The sequence below is a fragment of the Coleofasciculus sp. E2-BRE-01 genome (genome assembly GCF_040221695.1).
Taxonomy (GTDB): Bacteria; Cyanobacteriota; Cyanobacteriia; order Cyanobacteriales; family Coleofasciculaceae; genus Coleofasciculus.
In genome coordinates this window covers 31,129-54,174 of sequence record NZ_JAVKEA010000189.1, presented here as the reverse complement: position 1 = coordinate 54,174, position 23,046 = coordinate 31,129, and the positions used below count along the sequence as shown (strand labels likewise).

Sequence of the window (23,046 nt, the reverse complement as noted above, 5' to 3'; positions counted from 1 at the left end):
TATGGGGTGTGGGGTATGGGGTGTGGGGTATGGGGCTTCTCGGTAAGGAATACAAAAACCCAGAAGAGGAACTAGGGTAAGGAGCGAGCGCTCTCCAGGCGAGCCAACGCCGTCAACCGGAAGGACTTCAGGGTCAAAATGAATAAACAATAGAGTTTTTGGTGACTCCCTGAGTAAAGTTCAACACCTCGACTCCGCTCGGTGTTGGCGCTGAGCGGAGTCGAAGCGCCAATTTATCCCGACACCCGACACCCGACACCCGACACCCGACACCCAGTAGTACCTTCAAGTCCCTTGTCACCCCCTCAGGGCTTGATATCTGATTATCGACTCGACGCCATCAGTTGCTGAGGCTGGTAGTCGGAACCTTGCTTATTCGCACAAAATCCCAAATCATGCTTTTGTCCCGGTTCAATAACCCGTCCCCAATCCATCGGTGTGACAATATATTGTGATCCTTTCTGTTGAAAATTCCCATTCCAACTCTGATTAATCGCCGCTTGATTCATCTCAAATTGCACTTGCCAATCGCGCACTTTGTTATCCGTGGGATTAATGACGGCTAAACTCATACAAAATCCCTCTTGCCAATCCGATTGTAGATTAGACATGACTTTCAATTGCGGTGGAGTGGTGGGAATCCTGACTGAGGGAGGAAACTCAGCGTCACTCCTAATCGCCACGGCTGACAGTTCTCGCAGTTGGTAATCCGAACCCTGCTTATTGGCGCAAAATCCTAACTCACGGCTTTTTCCTGGTGCGATCGCACGTCCCCAGTCCACGGGTTTCCCGACATACTCTGAACCCTGGGCTTTAAAGTTCCCATTCCAGGTCTGACTAATTGTTGCCTGATTCATCTGGAACTGCACTTGCCAATCCCTCACCGCCTGATCCGTGGGATTGATCACCTCGATACTCATACAAAACCCATCTTGCCAATCCGATCGCATCGTTGAGGTGACTTTTAATTCCGGTTGACGGGGACGGGGTTTGAGGGTGGGATTCATCCCTAGGGATGGACTAGGTTTAATATCAGGAATGAATGCCATGGCGGGTTTGTGGGCAAACCGAGTGGCAATTAGGACTCCTTGCAGTAAATCTTGCTTCGGTTCCTGCACCGTCAGCCAGTCATCTTTGAGCAGTCCTCCGGTATCATCACTATTGGGATTCCAACTCCAGTAGGCAAAACCCAAATCCTCTTTCTGGACAAAATTAACCAGTTTCTGTTGCCAAACGCCTTCCTTGGATTGGGGATCAACTTGTCGTCCGCCAAACTCCCCGATAAAGACGGGGGCGATTCCTTTTCTGGCAATATAATTCCAGCCGATTTCCCAGCGCCGGGTGAGATTTTTGGGAAAACTCGGTTCAGAAAACCAGGGTTGATCAAAGACGCCCGGACCATATTCATGGGGGGAATAGACAACTTTATTAGGACGGGACAATCGCACCGGGAAGCGTTCCACACCCTCTAGATTCGCGCCCATCCAATGAATATCCAGTTGTTGACCAGGAACGTTATTTTCTACCCCTTCAACCACGATTAACCAATCCGGGTTAATCTCCAGAATCGCATTCCCAGCCCGTTCCGCCGCCAGTCGCCAATCGGTTTCCAAATCCCCAGTTCCCCAACTGGCACGCCCATGGGGTTCGTTTTTCAGGTCAGCCCCAATCACGTTTAATTGATTTTTGTAGCGTCTGGCTAACACGTTCCAGGTGTCAATCCAATCGGCTTCAGTGAAGCCATCACCATACCACAATTCGGGAATCCGTTCATCGTTGAGTCGGTGAGAGTCCAACAGAATCATTAACCCTTGGCGATCGGCTTCTTGGATAATCATATCCATCACCTGTAGGGGCGATTTCCCTTCTAGTTCAGCATTTGCACCAATGCTGTAGTCAATACCCGTCACCTCTGGAGATCTCAGGGATTTTACGGCATAAGGAAGTCGGATCATGTTGTATCCTAATGCTTTAATCTGAGCCAACATCTCCTTATAATCCCGTTTCCATAACCCGTGAGGGGCGTGCATTTCGGTTTCAATACCAAACCAGTTTACGCCTCGCAGAATGACAGGTTTACCTGTCGCATCCACGATGTTTGCTCCCTCGGTCGAAAGGGGAAAGGTAACGGTAATGATGGGATTGTTCGTCGCCGCCACGGGTAAATCTGTTGCCCAATCGACGCCCATCACCAGTGATAAAAGGAAGGCTAAAAGGAAACAAATCCCTCGGCGTAAGCCCCGGACTTTTCGCCTTCGTTCCTGGGTATTGTTTTGCAGGGGGGGCGACAAATCCTTGCTTCCTGGCGATCGCGCCCAAGCTGATGCCTTTGGCATCGGGATAAATCCCTTATGCCATCTACCTTCTGCCCGCTGTTGGGCTTGGGTCAAGGGCTTCTTCATCCGGCGTAGCAATAGGGATGGGATGTGGCTAATGGGTAAGAGCAGGTCTTGGAAAACGTTAAACATAGTGCTGTGGATATCCGAATCAGAAACTGTGACGATTTCAAACTGGCTTGGCAATTCCTGGGAGTTGTGACAGACGTTTATCCCAATCGACTCCTCCAAGCGATCGCTCTCCTGTCTACTCAGTATTCTAGATAAAGTCTAGGGGGTATAGCCAACTGGCTTAGAGTTAAGAAATGAGCCCAAAATTGTCAGCACCGGAGAGAGCTTGTTTTGTTTGGGTCAAGACTGTTCCTCACCCTGTCGAGTTTGACCCGAAGTCTCTATCTGATGTTCCCTCGTCTCTTGTAATATTTTCTCTCTTTGAGCTTTAATTGTAAAGAGATTATAGGTTTATAAAGTTTACGTAAAAATACGCAATTAGCCTCTGATTCTTAATCGTAACTTTATAAACCTATATGGACATTTTTTGTCACAAAGATTAACCTTAAAACAGTCCCCCTGAAAGTCCTCCTGCCAATTGGAATTTCTCTCGCCAACGTTTAATAGTAATTAGCAGTACGACGAACACTGGAAAACTGGAAATTGTCACTAGGAACTACAAATTATGACGGGCTCTCCACTACAACGATTCTTAATTACACCCGCCGTTATCTCGACCGCCGTCTTTGGTGTCTTGACATTACCTCTGGCTATCTTTGGGGATCAGCCAGTCACCATTCAACTCCAAGACGAACCTATATTTCATGGGGAACTTCGAGATCCTAATGTGGCTATGCCTTACCTAGGTTTAGCGGCTGTACTCGGCTTGACAGCAGGAGCCTCTAGTATCGCCATAACTGGTTGGCGTCAGTCTGCCCGTAAATCTGCGGAGACGGAAGCACAACTCTCCAGTTTGGAGCAAAACTTGAAAGAACGAGATGAATTATTAGAGTCTCTCAAAGCCGAAGAATCTCGACTAACCGCCTCTGGCTTAACCTCCTTTTTGGATGAAGAACTCCAAACCGGAGTCCAGCCGTCTCCAGAGGAGCAGCCAGCTCAATCCGCATCAGAACCAGCACCTGAACAGAGTCAACCGGAACCTGCATTGTCACTACCCCAAGTGACTCAACCGGAACCTGCACCAACTCCCCAGCCAGAGGTAAAACCAGCACCTGCACCGTCGTCTCCTCCCTTTGTAATTAATACTTCACTGGCGACGACGCCCTCTGAGAGTTCTACTCCAGCCACCGTGCAATCCGCCGCCGCCAAGTTTGCTTCTGCCCAAACTTACATGGCTTATGCGTCCAAAAAAGCCCCAAGCCAACCGCAGAATGTGACCCCTGCACTGACTCCCTCAGACTTGGAAAAACTGCAAAGTCAATTCCAACAGATTAAAGAGCAAATGGAATTTCTCAACAAGGCAATACAAGCCCAGCAGGATGTACCCAATGCTTCAGGAACAGCACACCCAACCCAACTGCGCGTGATTAAAAATTGGTCGGTGGAAAAGATTTCCTAGGGAGTCGCCAATGTCTTGACACCGATTTTATCGCTTATTTGAGTTAATCGCCAAGACTTCAACATCTTGGCAAGCGAGCTACTTTCGGTTAAGCCGTCATGCATTTAAATTGGGTATTAGTAGCGAGCAAAATGCTCGCCATTATTGACATTAAGGTTTAAATGCCGAACCGTTTAAGACGGACTGGCATTCCCCTCTGCCCGGTTAGGATTTCCTTGAAGCTGGTTGGACAACATGGAAATAATTTGACCCACTTTCCGGCGATTTTGCTCGCCAATCCATAACGGTAGAACTTGAGTCTCGGCTAATTGTAAGACTAGCGACATAATTTCACTGTTTGATGCCTCTCCGTGGAGCAGTAAAACTAACATGGCTTGGTGTTCGTCTGCTATCTGTTTCGCTTTGGGCAAAATTTCCAGGGATTTAGCCCAGTGGACTGGGAACATCAGGTGAGGCGGTTGATTGGCTCCAATGTCAACGAGGGTTGGTTCTAAAATAGTACAAGTACCGTCCTCTTTTTCATACCAAGGGCGACTATTGGGGGAGGAAGCTGCCTGTGATTGCATAAGATTGCCCATTGATTATCTGGATGTGGATGATTTTTGTCCTATTTAATCAAATTTTCTTAAAGATTGTCGAGCCTATCTACCCAAAATAGCGTATAATTGCGGACAGGATAATTCGCCAAAAAATAAAATTCAGTAAATTCCATGAGTAAAGACGTTATCGGCAACGTCTCTACTTAGGACTTACGTACAGTCTCTATCTGTAGTGGCGTGGCACACCTTATTTGATGAATTAGAATTACGCCCGGAAACTGTAGGGGCGCAAAGACTTGCGCCCGATTCAATGGTCAAATCTATTCCACAATTTTAGCTGTGTCAATCCGCCATCGTGTGTTAGCGCAGCGTAACGCATCATTCCCGTTATATGGGACAGTATGAGCTTCACTCCCAAGACACAAGCGAAACACCAACTACTGTGTTATTGGATGTCTCTTCGTTTTTTCCCAATCCTCTAATGCTCCGACAACAAAGCTGGCAGCAGGATGGTTGAGGAACTGTTCAAAGGCTTTAACACTGCCTGTGCCTAAGGCGCTGAGAATTCGATTGGCTAGTGTGGGATTGTTTTTAATGCGTTGCATGGCTTCATCTGTTAATTTCTCCTTCCCTGTTTTGGTGTTTATGTCATAAGACTTGTCAAGCTGTTCAAGTAGGGCTTGAATTTTCTGTGCGGCGTCAGCTAGGGTTTGTTTGTCTTTGGGAGCGTAGTTGTAATTGATTATGCTTTGTTGTCTCCCTGAATTGTTGCCCGCTAAATTACCTACTGATCCTTTATGAAAGGCGTTGGTTACATTTCCATTGATGTTGATTTGTTGAGGTTCTGTCATGATCAGGATAAGTTGTTTTCGTTGATGGTCAATTCAAACTCTGTCTTTGGCTATGGCTTTTCTATCGGTAATAAAAAACTAGGCGGCTTCGGTTAGACGTGATTGGGACTCTCGGATATAATTATCTTGCCTGTTTATTTGACAACCTTGGTTCTCTGTCGCTACATTCCCCTGTGTGCATTCATGACCAAGACTTGCAACAGAACCATGGATGTTAACATCGTATTTAGTTGTGTAAGCTTCTGCCATTAGTTTGGGAATAGTGCCGAGTTGTTCTTGTAAGTAATTCACGAAATCAAAAAGTTGATTAATGTGTTCATTTTTGTCCGCTATTCTAGCTTGATATTGTTTTTCTAGCGCTTCCTGTACAAACTTATAGTTACTCCAGAAGTCATCGTCAATCTTACCTTTATCAGTATTAGCCGTAACACTAACCTTTATTAAAACCGTTCCATCTCCTTTGTTTTCAATACTTTGGATACCTAATGGAACATCTTCATGAACTATCTGAGTATTGGCAAAGGAATAAGCAAAAGCTTTCCAGTTAACACCATCACGGAAAATCAGATCAACGGTTTCTAGAGCTTTCTGGAAGAGTTGAGTAAATTCTCTTGGTGCAAAGTTACCGACATGGGGACGGCGATCTTGTTGATATTCATGTAGATAGATATAAAGGCAATTCGTGCAGTTTAAGTTTGTTTTTCCATTAATATTCCAATCTTCAATACATGCTCCGGTTAGCGTTGCTTCTTCAAAGTTAGCAGCTAAGGCTTGAGTTCTAATTAATTTGGCGTCACTGAGATTAGCACCACTGAGATTCGCGCCACTGAGATCGGCTTTAGACAGGTTAGCGTCACTGAGATTGGCACCACTAAGATTAGCACCACTGAGTTCAGCGCCTCTGAAATCTACTCCTTGCAAATTAGCGCCCTTGAGGTTAGCTTCGCTGAGGTTAGCTCTAAAAAAACTAGCGCCACTGAGATTCGCACGACTCAAGTTTGCACCAATCAGAACCGCCAAACCAAAATTGACGTTTACTAAGCAAGCTTGACTAAAATCCGCTCCTACAAGTTTGGCGTCAATGAGTTTTGCATGACGGAGATTAGCTTGATTAAAGTTACTTAGATTCAATTGAGCTTTAGTCAAATTCGCGTTAGTTAGATCAGCTTTACTTAAGTTTGCTTCTATGAGTCTGGTGTCATAAAAATCCGTAGCTTTGAGATGAGCCTGACTTAGATTGGCTTGAGTTAGATCGGCTCTCCTGAACGTAGCTCCATTGAAATGCGCTTGACTGAGATTTGTTTTAATGAGTTGGGCTTCAAAGAGACTGACTTTACTGAAATTTGCGCTCCTTAGATCGGCATTACTTAGATTTGCTCTTCTGAGAAAAGCCTGAATGAGGTAAATCAATCTCGGTTTATCTGCACTGAAAATGGCAATAAAGAATTTTGCTCGTCTTAAAATCGCTGTCAATGGATTTGTTTCCCATTCATTTTTATCCTTCAGACTTACTAAAGGAAAAGGCAAAATATCCATGTCTACTTTCAAGTGCAAGGTTCGGTTCAGCTTGTTCTATTTGCAAGGATAGCCTAGATTTTCATAATCTGGCAAGATAATCATCACAAATAACCTCTTTTAATTATTATTTCGATAGAGTTTTTTGACGAGTTATAGTAGTAGACACATCGATTAGGACTTGCCGAACTGTTGTTCCAGACGTTCCGCCGGAACGTCTTTACCATAAGATGCGTCCTAACCGCTATGGCGATTGCTATAGATGAGCAAGATCGTTTAAAGTTACAGGCACTGATTGTGTCAAAGACTTCAGTTGACGGATGCTCCTATTGCGCCAAGACTTTAGCGCTAATTATCGGTAATCCTTGATTGGGGAGTTACAAATACAAAAAATATTGAATGGAATGTAGGGGCGAGTCGCTGGATTACTGGAAATAGAACAACCAATGACCGAGATTGACTCACCCCAGAGCAGACAAACCGCGATCGCGCTTCTTCGTTACACTTCAAACCTCAGTGGAACCCAGCCTCGTCGTGAGAGTCATCTAAAGCATTGACCCGCATTCAGTCAGAACTAAGCTACCCTAATTAACTAGGTAGAGCCAACTCGTGCTACTACCTTATGGCAACCCTCACACCCTACTGAGCAATCCCTGGAGATCGGCTAATGAAACTGCTCTGGAATTCCCTTTTACTCTCCTTAGGCATCTTACTGCCAACTTCAACCTCTATCGTTTTAGCCGAGTCTGCGAAAACCCCTGAATCCATTCGTTCTACTCAAAATCTTACCGTTTCGGATTCCCCAATTGAGCCAACTGTTCAGACGCCCGATTCCCTCCATCACCCGATGCAGATCGGATTACCTGAACAAATCGCGGTTGAACACCAATCACCCACAAACAGGGCGAAAGCGATCGCCATTCCAGAGACTCCCTCAGCCGCTTCCACTTCAGTTATCGTCGCTGAGGATTCCTCGGAAACGCCAGAAACTATCGTCATTCCAGAGGCTGTACCCACTTCAATTCCCTCAACCCCCTCTGAGGAAACACCACCAGAGTTCACAACTCAATCTCCCCCATCCACAGTTGAAGACTCGACCGAAGTCGAGACAATAGAAATCCCAGAAACCGTCAGTGATGACTCAGCGGATGCAGAAAACGACAGCGAAACTACCGCCGAAGACTCGACCGAAGTCGAGACAATAGAAACCCCAGAAACCGCCAGCGACGACTCAGCAGACGTAGAAGACGACAGCGAAACCACCGCCGAAGACTCGACCGAAGTCGAGACGACAGAAACCCCAGAAGACGACAGCGAAACTACCGCCGAAATCCCCGAACTGACGCCCGAAGAACGGGAACGTCAGCAAAAGCTGATTGAAGCCGATCGCCTTTATATGAGCGGTCAATTTACCGCCGCCCAACAGCTTTATCGGGAAGCCAAAGCCTCTTTTGATACAGCAGCAGCCCTAGAAAAACCCGTCGCCATCTATGAGCCGAGTGAACTCTCACCTGCGGGTGCGGTGTATTGGCGTCAGTCTGAGGAAGGGTTAGAACAGGAACTAGAAACCAAGATTCTTGTCCCCCTCCAGTTTTTAGTCGAACAGCAACCGGAATTTATTCCCGGTCATCTACGCTATGCTCAAACCCTCCAGGAGTACGATCGCCAGGAGGAAGCGATTCAGGTATTGGAACGGGCGACAACCTTATATCCCAATCAGCCGGATTTAATTAAAGCCAAAGTTACCGCCCTCGCCGACACCAAACGCTGGTTAGAAGCTTCTCTAGCCGCCCGTCAGTTTGCCATGCTCAACTTCAATCATCCCCAAGCGGCGGAATTTGAGGTGTTGGCGGAGGAGAATTTGGAACGCTATCGATCGCGCTTGCGGGGTGAACTGAGAGGAAACGCGATCGCCAATGTGATTACGGGGGCGTTGGGTTATATTTTTACCGGAAATCTCTTTGGTCCGATTTCGGCAATTGAAACCACCACGTTAATGCTGCGCGGTGAATCCGCTGTGGGTGAAAGCTTCGCCGGAAGGGTACAAAAGCAACTCCCCATGGTTGAAGATGAACAGGTGCTAGAGTATGTCCGAGAAATTGGCAACAAACTCGCGATCGTAGCGGGGCGGGATGAGTTTGAGTATCAGTTCTATGTGGTCATGGATGACCAACTGAATGCCTTTGCATTACCAGGTGGGAAGATATTTGTCAATGCTGGCGCGATTCTGAAAACGGATTCTGAGGCGGAGTTAGCGGGTTTATTGGCTCATGAACTGGCTCATGCGGTATTATCCCATGGTTTTCAGTTGGTGACAGAGGGGAATTTGATTGCCAATGTTACCCAATATATTCCCTTTGGTCGCACCGCTACAAATTTAATTGTTCTCGACTATAGCCGGGACATGGAACGTCAGGCTGATGCGTTAGGAACAAAGATTTTAGTCGCTGGCGGCTATGCAGCAGATGGACTGCATAATCTCATGATTACCTTAAATGAAGAAGACCGCGATCGCCCCTTATTTGCATGGCTATCTACTCACCCCAATACAGAGGAACGAATTAGCAATATTGAAACCCTAATTGAGCGAAATGGCTACAACCGTTATACCTACGAAGGCGTCGCCCGACATTTGGAAATTCAAGAGCGAGTGGCGCAATTGCTCAAGGAATACGAAGCGCAACAGGAATGTGAAGAAAATGATGATGAGGAGTGTGAACAGAAGGAGGTTGATAACAGATAGCTAGTATGATACTATATGCTCATATTAGCTTACATTTACTCACATGGGCTACATTCCTTTAAGAGAAGCCGTTAAGCGACTTGGATTACATAAAAATACGCTAAGGAAGTACGCAGATAATGGCATCATTCCCTCTATACGCAATCCAGCCGGACAAAGGCTTTTTGATGTAGAAGCCTATCTGGGAGCAAGTGCTGGAAATGCCACTATTTGTTATTGTCGAGTCTCCAGTAGCAAACAACGAGACGATCTGGCCCGACAAGTCGCCTATATGCAATCTCTCTACCCACAAGCCGAAATCGTCAAAGACATCGGCTCAGGACTCAACTTCAAAAGAAAAGGATTGCGTTCCCTACTGGACAGACTTCTTAGAGGGGATAAGCTCACAATTGTTGTTGCCTGTAAAGACCGATTGTGCCGATTTGGATTCGAGCTTATACAGTATCTGGTCGAGCAAAACGGTGGAAGCATCGTGGTTCTCGACCAGACTGTATACTGTCCGCAATCAGAGCTTACCCAGGATTTACTCTCCATTGTCCACGTCAACTCTAGTCGAATGCAGGACTGGAGAAAGTACGGTAAGAAAATCAAAGAAGATCCGAATCTACCTAAATCCTGAGCAGAGAAACCTGGTCAAAAGATGGATGGGAGTATCAAGGTTTGTTTTTAACAGAACTGTTGAATATTTGCAGGAACCCGATACCAAGGCTAACTGGAGAGCCATCAAGGGAGAATTGTTGAACTCCTTGCCAGAGTGGTGTTCAAGCATCCCTTATCAAATTAAGTCAATAGCTATTAAGGACGCTTGTGCAGCCGTAAGAGAAGCCAAGAAGAAATACAAAAAAACGGAACAAATCCAAAAAGTCAAGTTTCGTTCCCGTAAAGACAGAATTCAGTCTTGTTATATTCCTAAATCAGCCGTAACTGACATGGGAATATACCACACAATACTGGGCAAGATACGCTACACAGAACAGTTGCCCGATAATATTGGGGATTGTCGATTGGTGTTCCATCACGGTCAACACTACATCTGCGTTCCCCATGACGCGCCACGAATTAAGTCCGAGAATCAAGGACGGGTCGTGGCACTAGATCCCGGTGTTCGGTCAATCCTTACTCTGTTTACCGAAGATAGCTTTGGTTGGATAGGGACAGGAGATATTGGACGCATCCAACGACTCTGTTATTACCTTGATGATTTAATTTCCCGTATAACTAAAGCTAAAGCCAAACAACGTCGGAGATTAAAAAAGGCGGCTGACCGATTGAGGTTGAGGATTCGCCATTTAATTGATGAGATGCATCACAAGGTTGCTCGATTCTTAGTCGATAACTTTGATGTCATTTTGCTTCCGACGTTTGACGTGTCTCAAATGGTGGTTAAGTCCACAAGAAAACTCAGATCTAAGTCAGTTAGGCAAATGCTGTCCTGGGCGCATTACCGCTTTGAGATGTTTTTGAAGCACAAAGCGTTTGAGACTGGCAAAGTCGTACTTGATTGTAATGAAGCCTACACCAGTAAAACCGTAAGTTGGACAGGTGAAATCATTTCCAATCTCGGTGGAAAAAAAGTCATTATTGGTGGTGATGGATTTCGGATGGACAGGGACATCAATGGCGCTCGTGGGATTTTCCTACGGGCTTTGGGAGATATCCCCTATCTAAGAGCTTGTCTTTTAGAGTGCATTGTTAGCAAATGTTAGCAAAATTATATCGGACACCTTAGAAGAATAGTATTCTAGCAAAAGGGAGTAATATAGCGCTACGCGCCAGGCAATAGGCAACACCTCGGACTTCGGCGTGAGCGCGGACCCCTGAGCCTGTCGAAGTTCAGTCGAACGCTTACCTCGACTTACTTCGGCTTCGCTCAGTAACACGCTCGGTAACACGCTCGGTGTTTCATAGGCAATAGTGAAGACAAAAGCTTACTCAAATTGAGTTAATCCGGGAAAAAGTGGCGCTTGCTGTTTATGGTATTTTGCCAAATAATCCCGGAATGATGTCCCCCCAGTTCCGACCTCTACACCTACGATTTTAAGTTGTTGTACCGCCAGTGATAGATGGAATTGATGAAAGCGGATTTGCAAATGATCGTAAGTCCGCATATTCTTTAAAACTGGACTGGCATGAGGGTGGTCAAAGAGATAGGAAATTTGTTCCGCTGTCGTGTTTCCAGGACTTCGTTGCAGTAGGGTGTCGTAATAATAGGCGAGATTATGATTATGATAGCGCTCAAACCATTGGGCAATATCACTCCCATAGCGGCGGTCAAATTCAGTTTCAGCAATGTGAGGATTGCCCTGGGTGTCTTTAGTTCCTCCTTGCCAATAGTTTCGCACCCCGCTCATAATTTCTAAGTGGCGAAACTGGAACGACTGAAATCCACTGGTTGGACCAATAGTCGTGCGAAATTCGGCAAATGCCCGCATTGTTTTAAGAATGGGCATGGTTGTCAATATGACTTCATAAAGGCGCAGAATCCGGGGAAAAAAGTAACAGGCTTCGCTAGTATCTCCGATAATCGGATCAGTATTATCGGCAATTGCTTGCCCTAAAGCGGTTAAAACGCGCTCCATATCCAGAATCATTTGATGGAACGCGAGTTCGCAAATTTGATGGACGGCAATAAATAAGTCTTCGTCTTGGGACGCGGTGAGTGGACGCTTGCAACTGAGTAATGCCTCTAGATTATGATACGTCCAATAGTGATTTTGAGTAATTTCTAGACTAGGATCAAGGGGAGATAAGGGTTGGGTATGGTCGGATTGGGGCATAGTGTTCGGGTAAGAGAGGCTGGGGGAGCAGAGGGAGCAGAGGAAGCAGGGGACGCCATGGTACATTTTTCCTGATTCAATGATAAAATCTAATCCACAATTTTAGCTGTGTCAGTCCAGTAGTGTCGTGGCACACCTTAATTGGTGGATTAGCATTGTAGGGGCGCATGGCGTGCGCCCGATTTCACCGCCAAATCTATCCCACAATTTTAGCTGTGTCAGTCCAGTCGTCCAGGTGGCAATGGTGCGTTACGCTACGCTAACGCACCCTACAGATAGAGTTGCGTAAGTCCTACCTATCTAACATTCTCAATCAAGGATTAACCACATACTCAGACGTTACAGCATCTGCTTTCCCAGCTTCGACTAACGCCTGATAAACCATCGCCGCTACCTCAGCGCGAGTTGCATCTTGAGTCGGATTCAGAGACTCAGTATTCGGATAATTCACCACAATACCCGCTTTTGTTGCCGCACTGACTTTTTCACGCGCATACTCTGGAATCTGAGCGGAATCCTGATAGGTTTGTAACACCTCCTGAGGAGATTGATTGGCTTCTAACCCCAATCCACTCGCTAGTGCCACTAAAACTTGTACCTTAGGAATCGGTTGCTTGGGTTGAAAGGTATTATTAGGATAGCCACGCAAAAAATTAGTTTTGCTGGTTTCCTGAATCGCAGACCATGCCCAAAATTCTGAAGATACGTCCTTAAAGTTGGGTGTCTCTAAGGTGGGTTGTTGCTCAAAAGCGTTTCTTAACAACGCCGCAAATTCTGCCCGAGTGATCGAACTATTCGGTTTAAACGTATTATCTTCTGGAAAGCCGCTCATAACATCCCGCTGCACCAGAGCGGTAATATAAGGACTTGCCCAATAGTCCTCTGGAACATCGGCAAACTTCACGGCTGCATCAGGCGTTTCCGTTGGGGTTGGTGTCGGTGTTGCTTCCGAAGTTTCTGTGGGTGTTTCTGTTTCTGTCGTGGGAGCTGAGACAATCGGAGCAAGAGGAACAGCTCTAGCTATTTCCGGAAACGCCTCGTCTTCATCAATGGATTCGGGTGCAGCAGCTACGGCTGGAGAAGGTGAAGCGGAGTCTGTTGCCAAAGGAGCGCTGCTGAGGGTTTCGCGAGAGGGAATCTCCTCCGCTATCGGAGACGTTACTTTTGGCTCTTCTGGTGCTTCCGTTGTTGGTTCAGAGGTGAGTGAGCCAATCCACTGCTGTAGGTTCAATCCCTTTTGCCGTTGACCCAATACTCCAATCAAAATCGCACCGATAGTGATAACGGCGATAATTATACCAATCCATTCCTCCAAACCTAGTGGAGAGGAGTCCGAATCGGGTGGCGGTAGATTTCTCATTATGCACCTTGTTTAACTCGCAACAACACTAAGAAAGCAAGGGGAATCAAAGAATTTTTTCGGTTGTCTGAATTCTTGACCCCCCAATCCCCCAGTATTAGCCTCCACATCTGACAGTAGAGCGTTGGGATACATTTGCCTCTGGCTTTAGTTTACTGCCAAAGTGCTTATCCACTAGCGTCGGTACGTCTTCGGGAGCCACCTTATTGTACCGGGCTTTGTCTGGCATCACTACCATACATGGACCTTTTTTACACTGTTTCATACAGCCTGTGTCTTTAATCGCTACTTGGTCATCAAGGTTGCGATCGCGCAAGGTGTTATTCATCGCTTGATGGACTTTTGCCGCACCACGCTTGCGACAGGAGGACTTTTTACACACCATAACGCTGGCTTGGGTTTTCTTGGGAGACGGTTGCAAAAGTTTCTCATATTGCTGGGATGCTGACGGGGTTTTCAATGTCACCCCCTCGGCTTTGAGTTTCAATTCCCCACGTTTGGGTTTGTACTTCTGTTTGCCACAGACTTCTATCGGATCTCCGGGTTTGAGGATTTCAGGTAGAGATTCCCGTAAGGGTTTAGCCAGCTTGATATATCGTTCACCTGCTTCTGTATTTACCCACAGCAGCTTGGGTTTTTTGCCCGCTTTACCCAGAAATTTGACAAACTGTCCCTCTAGCTTGAAGGAGCTGACTTGTGTCTTTTTATATGATTTACCCATGAAAGTACTCTAATGTCTCCCCCTAACCGTAACGCTAATTGATAAAACATGTCATCTATTTTTCGTAAGAGTTCTTTATATGTCGTTACAAATGAGTGGGAGCCATGTAGAGACGTGCCATGGCGCGTCTGGGAGCAGGTAGCTGTAGAGACGTAGCATGCTACGTCTGGAAGCAGAGGGAGATGGGGGTGGATTTCAGTTGTCCTGCTGATCCAGGGGATTGTGCATCAGGGTTTCTAGTTGTGTGTCGAGATGGTGTAAGAGTTGGTTCAGGGTTGGTAGTGTATCCACCGGAGGAATGGAATAGCGATAAGAGCGATCGCGGATTTCATTTAGCTTATGCTGGAGTTGTCCGGCAAGTTTAATCGCCTCCTGACCCAATCGTTCCACCTTTTGTTGTTGATAGAAGTTTAAAGGCGCTCCTCGCAAGAGTTGTAGCGTTGCCTCTTCCCCATGAGTACCGGGTACTAGCCGCAAACACAATAGGAGGGATTCTTGCTGATAGAGTCGCTCACTTTCGATCTGTTTGGGTTGGGTAATGGGCTGCAACGGCAGGTTAACTAAGCGCTTAAGCTCAATAATGATATCTTCAAAAACGGATATGCTTAATTTATCCAAGACAGACTGGGAAGAGCTATCCTGGCGCAAAACAACCCGACCCCGCTCAGATTGTCGCTGGAAATACAGCCGACCAATTCCCCCCTGCAACAGCCGCCCTAACAACTCTTCCACAATTTGATGGGGGGCTAAGGTTGCCAAAAACGCGATCGGACGAGATAAATAGAGAGGGTTTACATCCAAGGGTAGAAGAGCCTTAGTCGGGAGTGACCTTTGGAAAACTGGCGTCAGCGCCGTCTGAGCCGATACCGTATTGCCAGAAGGATGCGGTGGTTGGGCTGGGGAGTGATTAGACGATTGTGACGTCGGTTGAGGCATTGCCGCCGATGGCTGGCTATCCTCGTGGTTAGATACATCAGAGGATTGGTTTAATTCTTCCTGGAGTTGACGGATATCATCGATAATCAGTGTCGGTTGAGATTCCCTAGCAGGAGAATTCTTATTGGTTTTCGCCGCCGCTTTTGATTCCTCTGGCTGCACCGCCTCATTTTCAGTTTGGCTCACCTCATGGCTGGTTGGAGGTTGAGAGGCTGTCGGCGGAGGATTATCGGTTGTCGCTGCGTTAGCGGAGGAGGTTGATGGCTGGGGTTCAGTTGTCTCATCCTCGGTTAAATGGGCAGCATCACTCGGTTGCGGTTGAGACGCTACTGGGGTAGAGTTGTGTTTCTGTGCCGCCGCTTGAGGAGAAGGGGTTGACGGCTCAGGCTGATTCACCTCATCTTCAGCTAAACTGGCATCATCAATAATTAGCGTTGCTTGTTCCGACCGAGGAATGGACTGTTGGCGCTCAGAGCGTTGCCTTTTCGGTGCTGTGTCGCGATGACCTTGATTTAAATAGGCAGACAACATCGCGGTATGAGTGTTGGCGGTAATCTGTTCCACTTTCAGAGAACAGTTCATAAACGCCAGAATGCGACGGACATAATCAAGAGCCGTGGAGTCGTGGGTATCCACTATACCCAGCTTCAGGTACTTGCCTTCGAGAGACAGGGGCAAGAATTGATGAAATAGACAGGCTTCAAAGGGCAGAATACTATCAATCAGCCGAAACATTTGCTCAGTATCCACGCCAGAGAGTTCTGACGCTTGAGAGGATGATTTAGACTGAACAGGAGTGTCCGCTCGTTCTGGGTCCTGTGGTGAGGGTAACATAATAATTTCTCCAGCCTGAGTATCAATCGGTTCAGATGCCCCAGGAGTCAGATGATATAGACTTTCCGGTTTGGGATTGGCAAAAAGGTTAGCTGTTAACCCTACTTCAATTTTTAACGACTTTGGTTAGGGAAGACACGGAATTTGCAAATGATCTAACGTTCTAGGAAGAACTACGGATGTCTTGAGCCGCTAAGTAGAGCTTACTCCATTCGCCCAATGCCTGGTTATACTTCCAATTTAGATCCTTGGCAATGACATCTAGGGTTTTACCAGTTCTCAATTGTTGAAGCAACTGGCGCTGTTGGTCGGTGAGACTTTGCCAATAGTCTTGCCACTGTACGGGGGTTAACCCTAAATTATGCTCTTTTAAGGATACCTCTAACCAACTGGCGACTAATTCCGGCTTAACTTTAAGGGAAAAGACGCGAATGGCATGGTAACTGATTTTTTCTCGCAAGCGATAAACCTTTTGGATCGGCAAGCCTAACGTCTTAGCGATCTCCTCTTGAGATTTCCCTTGCAGATACAGGCGTAACCATTGGGCGGCTTGGGCACCAACGTTTTGGTCGAGGTAGGTTTCAAATTCTTGGCGTACTGATAGACGCAGCGCTTGTTGCTCTTGCCAGCCTTGAGTTTCTTGATAATCCGCGATCGCTTGATTATCTAATAAACTCACCGGAGCATCAGTATCATCGGAGGTAATCGACTCGGAGACAAATCGCACATTTTCCCCGCCCGGTAGATGCGTCATTCCACCGCGTCCCGATCGCTTGAGAAAATTGACGAATCGATAGACAACCAACGGCTGATTGCGGATCGGACGCATACAATATTCTTCAAGGGTGGTGAGTAAGAGGGCGTCGCGTAAATGAATATCTTCACTACATTGAGCAATCCAACCAATCTGCCCTTGGATATAGCGATCGCTGTTTAATAATTCTTGAATCACTTCTTGTAAGACATCCACCACAGCGCGTTGGCGATCGCGACTCAGAGACACCCACGTCCGGATTTTATTCCGTAACGTCATTAAACTCGCTAACCGACTCGTCAAATTGCGATAGGCTTGCTCTGGAGTGACCCCCAAATAGCGCTGACGTAAAATCCGATAGCGATAGTCCATCGCTTGGCAGACAATCTTGAGTTTGTCGGGGAGTAGGTGGTTTAACCGTTCCCTGTTTTCTCCCAGTAACCAGTGGACAATGCTGGTTCTGATCGTTGGACAATAGCCTGGATAGTCATTTGCTAAACGCTGTTGCCACTCTTGTTCGAGTTGATCTGCCAACCTTTCCATCAGATGGCACTCCTCTAACCCCTGTTTTAATGCTTGCATAACAACTCCCCTTTCGTTGCACTGACTGTTTTGATAGCATCTGCTGTTCTAATTTCATCATTTCTATCCTGAAATAGAAGTGATCGCCCTCCTGTGTTGCTTACAAGACAGTCACATCCGTAATTTGACCCAGAGTACGCCCTCGATGAGACTCGGATCTACCTTGAACGTGTTTTGGATCACAAGCCTCTAAAAATGTGTTCTCCCGGCTTAACGATTACATTGTGTGAACTCAATGCGGGGCAACCGTTGGTATTGATCAGGTATGGGTTAAAACTCTCCAGATCAGGCTAGCATTTATCGATCAGTGACCCTCACGCGCCACTCAATCAAACCCAAGGAAACAGCAGATGGCACAACCCTTACAACAATTAACCCAAAAGCAACAGCTTTAAAGCCCTTTAGACACAATCACCCTGTTCATTCCATTGATCTTGTTTTATCCTATCGCGCTCTCTGGAACACGAGAATATCTGTTAATCTGATCAACACTATTATTTTGATACACTCGTACCACACAGCGAACCTGAACTGACCCACGCCTATGGTGCATGTTAAGCGCCTGGAACTCACTAATTTTAAATCCTTTGGCGGCACGACTCAAATTCCGATGCTGCCCGGATTTACTGTGGTTTCGGGACCTAATGGGTCAGGAAAATCCAATATCCTCGATGCTCTCCTCTTTTGTCTAGGGCTATCCAGTTCCAAGGGAATGCGGGCTGAACGTCTACCTGATCTGGTTAATCATAATAAAGAGCGACGGAGTACTGTTGAAGCCAGGGTTACGGTGACATTTGACCTATCTGACGCACCCGATATTCTAGGGGTAGAAGAGATACCGGAAAACTCCGAATTAGATGCAGATGAGGAAGAGGAATCAGAAGAATCAGAGGAATCAGAGGAAGACAATCCCAACTCCCAACCCTTAACTCCCCAATCAACCGAATGGAGTGTGACAAGGCGGCTGCGGGTGACTAAACAAAACACCTACACCTCGACCTACTATATTAACGGTGAATCCTGCACGCTGACTCAACTGCACGAACAGCTTAACCGCCTGCGAGTCTATCCCGAAGGTTATAATGTGGTGTTACAAGGGGATGTTACCAGCATCATCTCCATGAACTCGCGAGAACGGCGGGAAATTATTGATGAATTAGCCGGAGTCGCCGCCTTTGACCGCAAAATTACCCAGACGAAAGATACCCTGAATGAAGTCAAAGAACGGGAAGATCGCTGTCGGATTATTGAAAAAGAGCTAATCACGCAACGCGATCGCTTGGCGGCGGATCGGATTAAAGCAGAGAAATACAAAAAGCTGCGGGCGGAACTTCAGGAAAAACAACAGTGGGAACTCGTCCTCAAATGGCGATCGCTGACTCTACAGGTGGCGCATCTGACCTCTCTGATGGAGAAAGGAGAACAGGATGAACGACAGTTAACCCAGCAATTGCATACCATAGAATCCGAAATTCGTCAAGGCACGGAACAACTCGAAACCCTCAACACCCGTGTCAAAGCCTTGGGTGAAGAGGAACAAGTCGCCGTAGCCGCTACCCTAGCCAGCCAAGACGCCGAACGCCGCCAGTTACAACGCCGCCAACAGGAACTGATCCAAAACCTGACGGATACAGAGGCGCACCAACAAACCACCCAGACAGAGATTCAGCACCAGGAACAACGCCTGCAACAGCTTCAGGCTGAACGCCACCATATCGACACTCAAGTTATCGCCTCACGCCGCCAAGAACGGGAGGTGGCTCAAACCGCCCTGAACGCTAGCCGAGAACAAGCCGATGCGATCGCGTCAGCTTCAGAAACCTGGGTACAGCAACAAAACACCCTCACCCGCCAAATTGAAACCCTACTGCAAACCCTGAATCCCCAGCGCACTGAACAAGCCCAACTCCAAGAACGGCATAACCAACTTAGCCGCCAAATTGACGAACAAACCCAACTATTAGAACGCATCGCCCCCGAACTTGCCAGCAAACAGACCCAAGCGGCAGAATTAGAGGGGCAATTAAACGCCGTCTCGCAGCAGATTCAAACCCTCGCCCAAACCTTAGCCGCTACTGAACAAGAGTTACAAACTCAACGGCAAACCCAAACCCGCCTCCTGTCCGAACAACGGGATAAACAGCGTCAACTGGATAAGTTAGAAGCCCAAGCACAGGCACAGCAAGAAGCCCAAGGCACTTATGCCACTAAAATTGTTCTTCAGGCGGATATCCCCGGCGTTCATGGCTTAGTCGCCCAACTTGGTCGCGTCGAACCCCACTACCAGCTTGCCCTGGAAACCGCCGCAGGTGGGCGTTTGGGGCAGGTCGTTGTCGAAGATGACGCCGTGGCGGCGGTGGGGATCGAACTGCTCAAACAAAAACGTGCAGGGAGAGCGACATTTTTACCCTTAAATAAAATTAAACCGCCTCGATTTTCGCCGATTGTGGCACTGCGCCATGCTCAAGGGTTTATTGACTACGCGGTGCATTTAATTGATTGTGAACCTCGATACCAAACCATTTTTGCCTATGTGTTTGGCTCAACGGTGGTCTTTGAAACCCTAAGTACGGCGCGTCCCTATTTGGGTCAATGCCGAATTGTCACATTAGACGGAGAACTTTTAGAAAGTAGTGGGGCGATGACGGGAGGAAGTAGTAGTTATCGGTCTGGATTACATTTTGGTATTAGTGATACCAGTGAATCAGCAGAGATGATGGCGTTGAGATCTCGTCTCCAAGATATTGAAGCCATGTTAAAGCGCTGTGACGAATGGCTGGAACGGGAATCAGCCACGGCGAAACAATTGACGCAAACCCTGACAGAAGCTAGGGAAACCCGCTCTCAGACCCAATTACGCTTAGAACAATCCCGCAAAGACATCCAGGCGCTAACAGAACAACAAACCCAAGTGCGATCGCTCCTTGCCAAAAATACCCAGGAAGTTCAGACGGCGGCGGAACGGTTGCAGCAGTTAAATCAGGCTCTTCCCGCCCAAGAATACCAACTGCAAGCCTTACGCCAACAACTCGCTCAACTGGAAGCCGAGCAAACTCCCCAGGAATGGCAACAGATTCAGAGTCAAATTAAAACCCAGGAAGCGGTGTTAGGCGATCGCGAACAGGCATTGCGAGAGGCGGAAAGACAACTGCAAGCCTTAGAGAATCAGCATCAGCGCACGAATGAGCAACTGGCGACGAGTTATCAACGGATTGCCGAATATCAAACCCAACACCAATCAATCCAAGAACAGCAAACCGAGATTAATCGTCAGCTTGAGGCAATTGACGTGCAAATTGGACAAACCCAAGCCCGATTAACCCAGCTAGAACAACGGTTAGGGGAAGCCAAACAAGAACGCGATCGCGTAGAGGCTATCCTCAGAAACCAGCACCTAAACCAGCAAAAGCTATCTTGGCAACGGCAAAAGCTTCAGGAAACCCAAGTAACCCGGCAGGAAAAACTGGCTACCCTGCAAACTCAACTTGAAATTCAACAGGCTGAATTACCTGATCCGTTGCCAGATGTTCCCCTGATGGTAAAGACAGGAGATGGGGGAGATGAGGGAAATAGGGGAGATAGGGGAGATAGGGGAGATAGGGGAGATGAGGGAGATAAAGAAGCTAGTAGAGACGTTCCGGCGGAATGTCTGGAAGATGAGGCTGGTAATCAACAGGATGGCGAGGCGGGTTTAGTTCCATCTGGGAGTCAAGAAAACGATAGTCGTGAAACCCGCCCCTACAGCATTTCCCAAATCACCGTTCAATTAGAGAAGCTGCAACGGGATATCCGCAATGGTCAAAAACGACTTGAGGCAATGGAACCCGTGAATATGTTAGCCTTGGAAGAATACGATCACACCCAAGCCCGTCTCCAGGAACTGTCGGAAAAACTGGCAACCCTAGAAGCGGAGCGGACTGAGCTATTGCTGCGAATTGAAAACTTTACCACCCTACGATTGAGAGCCTTCAAAGAATCCTTTGACGCGATTAATCAAAACTTCCAAACCATTTTTGCTGAACTCTCCGAGGGCGACGGGCATCTGCAACTGGATGACACCGACGATCCCTTTAACGGCGGACTGAACTTGGTGGCTCACCCCAAGGGCAAGCCGGTGCAACGATTGGCGTCGATGTCCGGAGGCGAAAAATCTCTCACCGCCCTGAGTTTTATTTTCGCCCTACAACGGTATCGACCGTCACCATTCTATGCCTTTGACGAAGTTGACATGTTTCTCGATGGGGCAAATGTCGAGCGATTAGCTAGAATGATCAAACAACAGGCTAAACTTGCCCAATTTATCGTTGTTAGTTTGCGCCGACCTATGATTGAATCTGCCGAGCGCACCATTGGTGTTACCCAAGCAAGAGGAGCGTATACTCAAGTCTTAGGATTGAAATTAGGGTCTGCCAAACGGGACTGAATGTAGATTATATGTGATTATTAGCCTTGATACTATTGATAACCATTCCAGCAGGAGTCGAGATTCAGGATTGCAAGACATAATGACAACTGAACTAATTCGTCAGCGCTCCGATTTTTTAAATACTCAGGTGATTACTCGCAATAACGGTAAGCGCCTTGGTGTCGTCAAGGAGCTGCTCGTAGATATTGATCGGCGCGAAGTTGTGGCATTAGGGTTACGAGACAACCTGCTCTCGCTGGCTGGAATGCCACAGTATATGCTCCTCAGCAGCATTCAACAAGTGGGTGATGTCATCCTGGTTGAGGATGAGGATGTGGTTGAGGATGTTGACGTTGATGCCTACAGTACGCTGATCAATAGCGAAGTGATTACCGAAACCGGTGAACTCTTAGGTCGGGTTCGAGGATTCAAGTTTAGCGTAGAAGATGGCAAGGTGGCGTCTTTGATTATTGCCTCCTTGGGATTACCCCAAATCCCTGATCAGGTGATTAGTACTTATGAATTACCGATTGAGGAAATTGTCAGCAGTGGTCCAGACCGCCTCATCGTCTTTGAAGGCGCTCAAGAACGGCTGATTCAGCTCACCGTGGGTATTCTAGAGCGGATGGGCATTGGCAATGCTCCTTGGGAACGAGAAGAAGAGGAAGGCTACTACGCCCCCACCACCCGACCAGAAAATCAATTGGGGACAGGAATACCCGTTCGCACCCCGATTTCTCAACCCATCCAGACGGCTACGCCAGTCGAGGAACGGTGGGATGAGGATTGGCAAGAACCGGAACCGGAACCGATACGTGAGCCGATACGCCAACAACGGGCAGAGCCAATTTATGCCGAAGCCCAACTGGAAGAAGATAATTGGGGGGATGAATGGGAAGATTCGTCTCAAGCAGCGCGTCGGTATGAAGAACCCCTTTATACTGAACCCGAACCTTATGAGCCGCCGCATAAAGATGAGTACGCAGATTATGAGGTAGAAGGTGATGCTTGGGAAGATGCTGTAGAGCGCGAACCCTATCAAGCACCGCCCGTTAATATTCCTGAAAAGACTAAAACCCCTGAATATGAAGAGGAGGCAGGTTATTAGCTTATCGGCGATTCA

At 47.3% G+C, this 23,046-nt stretch carries 17 protein-coding genes; 7 read left to right on the top strand and 10 right to left on the bottom strand.

The window, feature by feature from the left end:
• Positions 1-133 precede the first annotated feature (133 nt).
• Together RIG66_RS23330 and RIG66_RS23325 are read right to left on the bottom strand one after the other, a co-directional pair.
• A complete protein-coding gene (locus RIG66_RS23330) occupies positions 134-289 on the bottom strand; it encodes a hypothetical protein (protein ID WP_446381093.1) in 156 nt (51 codons plus the stop codon).
• A gap of 34 nt (positions 290-323) precedes the next feature.
• Positions 324-2,468 (bottom strand): cellulase family glycosylhydrolase, encoded by a 2,145-nt coding sequence (locus tag RIG66_RS23325; protein WP_446381092.1) that lies wholly within the window; start codon positions 2,466-2,468, stop codon positions 324-326.
• On the opposite strand from RIG66_RS23325, the gene RIG66_RS23320 reads away from it, so the two are divergent.
• The gene (locus RIG66_RS23320; protein ID WP_446381091.1) at positions 2,451-2,603 is read left to right on the top strand and encodes a hypothetical protein; all 153 of its coding nucleotides are present in this window, start codon (positions 2,451-2,453) and stop codon (positions 2,601-2,603) included. The genes RIG66_RS23325 and RIG66_RS23320 overlap by 18 nt on opposite strands.
• 409 nt (positions 2,604-3,012) lie before the next feature.
• Positions 3,013-3,906, top strand: a complete 894-nt coding sequence (locus RIG66_RS23315) for a hypothetical protein (protein WP_446381090.1) — start codon at positions 3,013-3,015, stop codon at positions 3,904-3,906.
• Between the two features lie 173 nt (positions 3,907-4,079).
• Here the strand turns inward: RIG66_RS23315 and RIG66_RS23310 are convergent, their stop codons facing one another.
• From RIG66_RS23310 to RIG66_RS23300, 3 genes are all read right to left on the bottom strand, one after another.
• Entirely contained in the window at positions 4,080-4,472 is a 393-nt protein-coding gene (locus RIG66_RS23310; protein WP_446381089.1) for a hypothetical protein, read from the bottom strand.
• Between the two features lie 410 nt (positions 4,473-4,882).
• On the bottom strand, positions 4,883-5,296 hold the full coding sequence (locus tag RIG66_RS23305; protein ID WP_446381088.1) for a hypothetical protein: 414 nt from the start codon (positions 5,294-5,296) through the stop codon (positions 4,883-4,885).
• A 78-nt stretch (positions 5,297-5,374) separates the two neighbouring features.
• Positions 5,375-6,769, bottom strand: a complete 1,395-nt coding sequence (locus tag RIG66_RS23300) for a pentapeptide repeat-containing protein (RefSeq protein WP_446381087.1) — start codon at positions 6,767-6,769, stop codon at positions 5,375-5,377.
• A 709-nt stretch (positions 6,770-7,478) separates the two neighbouring features.
• On the opposite strand from RIG66_RS23300, the gene RIG66_RS23295 reads away from it, so the two are divergent.
• The 3 genes from RIG66_RS23295 to RIG66_RS23285 are packed head-to-tail and all read left to right on the top strand — an operon-like array spanning position 7,479 to position 11,260.
• On the top strand, positions 7,479-9,554 hold the full coding sequence (locus RIG66_RS23295; protein ID WP_446381086.1) for a M48 family metalloprotease: 2,076 nt from the start codon (positions 7,479-7,481) through the stop codon (positions 9,552-9,554).
• A 43-nt stretch (positions 9,555-9,597) separates the two neighbouring features.
• Positions 9,598-10,173 carry an IS607 family transposase gene (locus tag RIG66_RS23290; protein WP_446381085.1) on the top strand — a complete coding sequence of 192 codons (576 nt, stop codon included), beginning with the start codon at positions 9,598-9,600 and terminating at the stop codon, positions 10,171-10,173.
• Positions 10,088-11,260 carry an RNA-guided endonuclease InsQ/TnpB family protein gene (locus RIG66_RS23285; protein ID WP_446381084.1) on the top strand — a complete coding sequence of 391 codons (1,173 nt, stop codon included), beginning with the start codon at positions 10,088-10,090 and terminating at the stop codon, positions 11,258-11,260. Before RIG66_RS23290 ends, RIG66_RS23285 begins: the two co-directional genes overlap by 86 nt.
• Before the next feature lie 222 nt (positions 11,261-11,482).
• On the opposite strand, the gene RIG66_RS23280 is transcribed toward RIG66_RS23285, so the two are convergent.
• The 5 genes from RIG66_RS23280 to RIG66_RS23260 all read right to left on the bottom strand — a co-directional run bounded on the left by RIG66_RS23280 (position 11,483) and on the right by RIG66_RS23260 (position 17,518).
• Positions 11,483-12,331, bottom strand: a complete 849-nt coding sequence (locus tag RIG66_RS23280) for a tryptophan 2,3-dioxygenase family protein (protein ID WP_446381083.1) — start codon at positions 12,329-12,331, stop codon at positions 11,483-11,485.
• 313 nt (positions 12,332-12,644) lie between these two features.
• Positions 12,645-13,691, bottom strand: coding sequence for an S-layer homology domain-containing protein (locus RIG66_RS23275; protein ID WP_446381082.1), 1,047 nt, complete (start codon positions 13,689-13,691; stop codon positions 12,645-12,647).
• A gap of 97 nt (positions 13,692-13,788) precedes the next feature.
• The gene (locus RIG66_RS23270; RefSeq protein WP_446381081.1) at positions 13,789-14,412 is read right to left on the bottom strand and encodes a (2Fe-2S) ferredoxin domain-containing protein; all 624 of its coding nucleotides are present in this window, start codon (positions 14,410-14,412) and stop codon (positions 13,789-13,791) included.
• Positions 14,413-14,607: 195 nt separating this feature from the next.
• Positions 14,608-16,182, bottom strand: coding sequence for a hypothetical protein (locus RIG66_RS23265; protein ID WP_446381080.1), 1,575 nt, complete (start codon positions 16,180-16,182; stop codon positions 14,608-14,610).
• Between the two features lie 163 nt (positions 16,183-16,345).
• Positions 16,346-17,518 carry a HetZ-related protein 2 gene (locus RIG66_RS23260; RefSeq protein WP_446381079.1) on the bottom strand — a complete coding sequence of 391 codons (1,173 nt, stop codon included), beginning with the start codon at positions 17,516-17,518 and terminating at the stop codon, positions 16,346-16,348.
• A gap of 544 nt (positions 17,519-18,062) precedes the next feature.
• Here RIG66_RS23260 and smc point away from each other — a divergent pair.
• Positions 18,063-21,941, top strand: coding sequence for a chromosome segregation protein SMC (smc, locus tag RIG66_RS23255; RefSeq protein ID WP_446381078.1), 3,879 nt, complete (start codon positions 18,063-18,065; stop codon positions 21,939-21,941).
• 82 nt (positions 21,942-22,023) lie between these two features.
• On the top strand, positions 22,024-23,031 hold the full coding sequence (locus tag RIG66_RS23250; RefSeq protein ID WP_446381077.1) for a PRC-barrel domain-containing protein: 1,008 nt from the start codon (positions 22,024-22,026) through the stop codon (positions 23,029-23,031).
• Positions 23,032-23,046: the final 15 nt, after the last annotated feature.

Coding starts and splice junctions, on each gene's coding strand:
- RIG66_RS23275 (WP_446381082.1), bottom strand. CDS start 13,691: ATGAGAAATCTACCGCCACCCGATTCGGACTCCTCTCCACTAGGTTTG.
- smc (WP_446381078.1), top strand. CDS start 18,063: ATGGTGCATGTTAAGCGCCTGGAACTCACTAATTTTAAATCCTTTGGC.
- RIG66_RS23295 (WP_446381086.1), top strand. CDS start 7,479: ATGAAACTGCTCTGGAATTCCCTTTTACTCTCCTTAGGCATCTTACTG.
- RIG66_RS23315 (WP_446381090.1), top strand. CDS start 3,013: ATGACGGGCTCTCCACTACAACGATTCTTAATTACACCCGCCGTTATC.
- RIG66_RS23310 (WP_446381089.1), bottom strand. CDS start 4,472: ATGCAATCACAGGCAGCTTCCTCCCCCAATAGTCGCCCTTGGTATGAA.
- RIG66_RS23305 (WP_446381088.1), bottom strand. CDS start 5,296: ATGACAGAACCTCAACAAATCAACATCAATGGAAATGTAACCAACGCC.
- RIG66_RS23280 (WP_446381083.1), bottom strand. CDS start 12,331: ATGCCCCAATCCGACCATACCCAACCCTTATCTCCCCTTGATCCTAGT.
- RIG66_RS23325 (WP_446381092.1), bottom strand. CDS start 2,468: ATGTTTAACGTTTTCCAAGACCTGCTCTTACCCATTAGCCACATCCCA.
- RIG66_RS23250 (WP_446381077.1), top strand. CDS start 22,024: ATGACAACTGAACTAATTCGTCAGCGCTCCGATTTTTTAAATACTCAG.
- RIG66_RS23290 (WP_446381085.1), top strand. CDS start 9,598: ATGGGCTACATTCCTTTAAGAGAAGCCGTTAAGCGACTTGGATTACAT.
- RIG66_RS23260 (WP_446381079.1), bottom strand. CDS start 17,518: ATGCAAGCATTAAAACAGGGGTTAGAGGAGTGCCATCTGATGGAAAGG.
- RIG66_RS23270 (WP_446381081.1), bottom strand. CDS start 14,412: ATGGGTAAATCATATAAAAAGACACAAGTCAGCTCCTTCAAGCTAGAG.
- RIG66_RS23265 (WP_446381080.1), bottom strand. CDS start 16,182: ATGTTACCCTCACCACAGGACCCAGAACGAGCGGACACTCCTGTTCAG.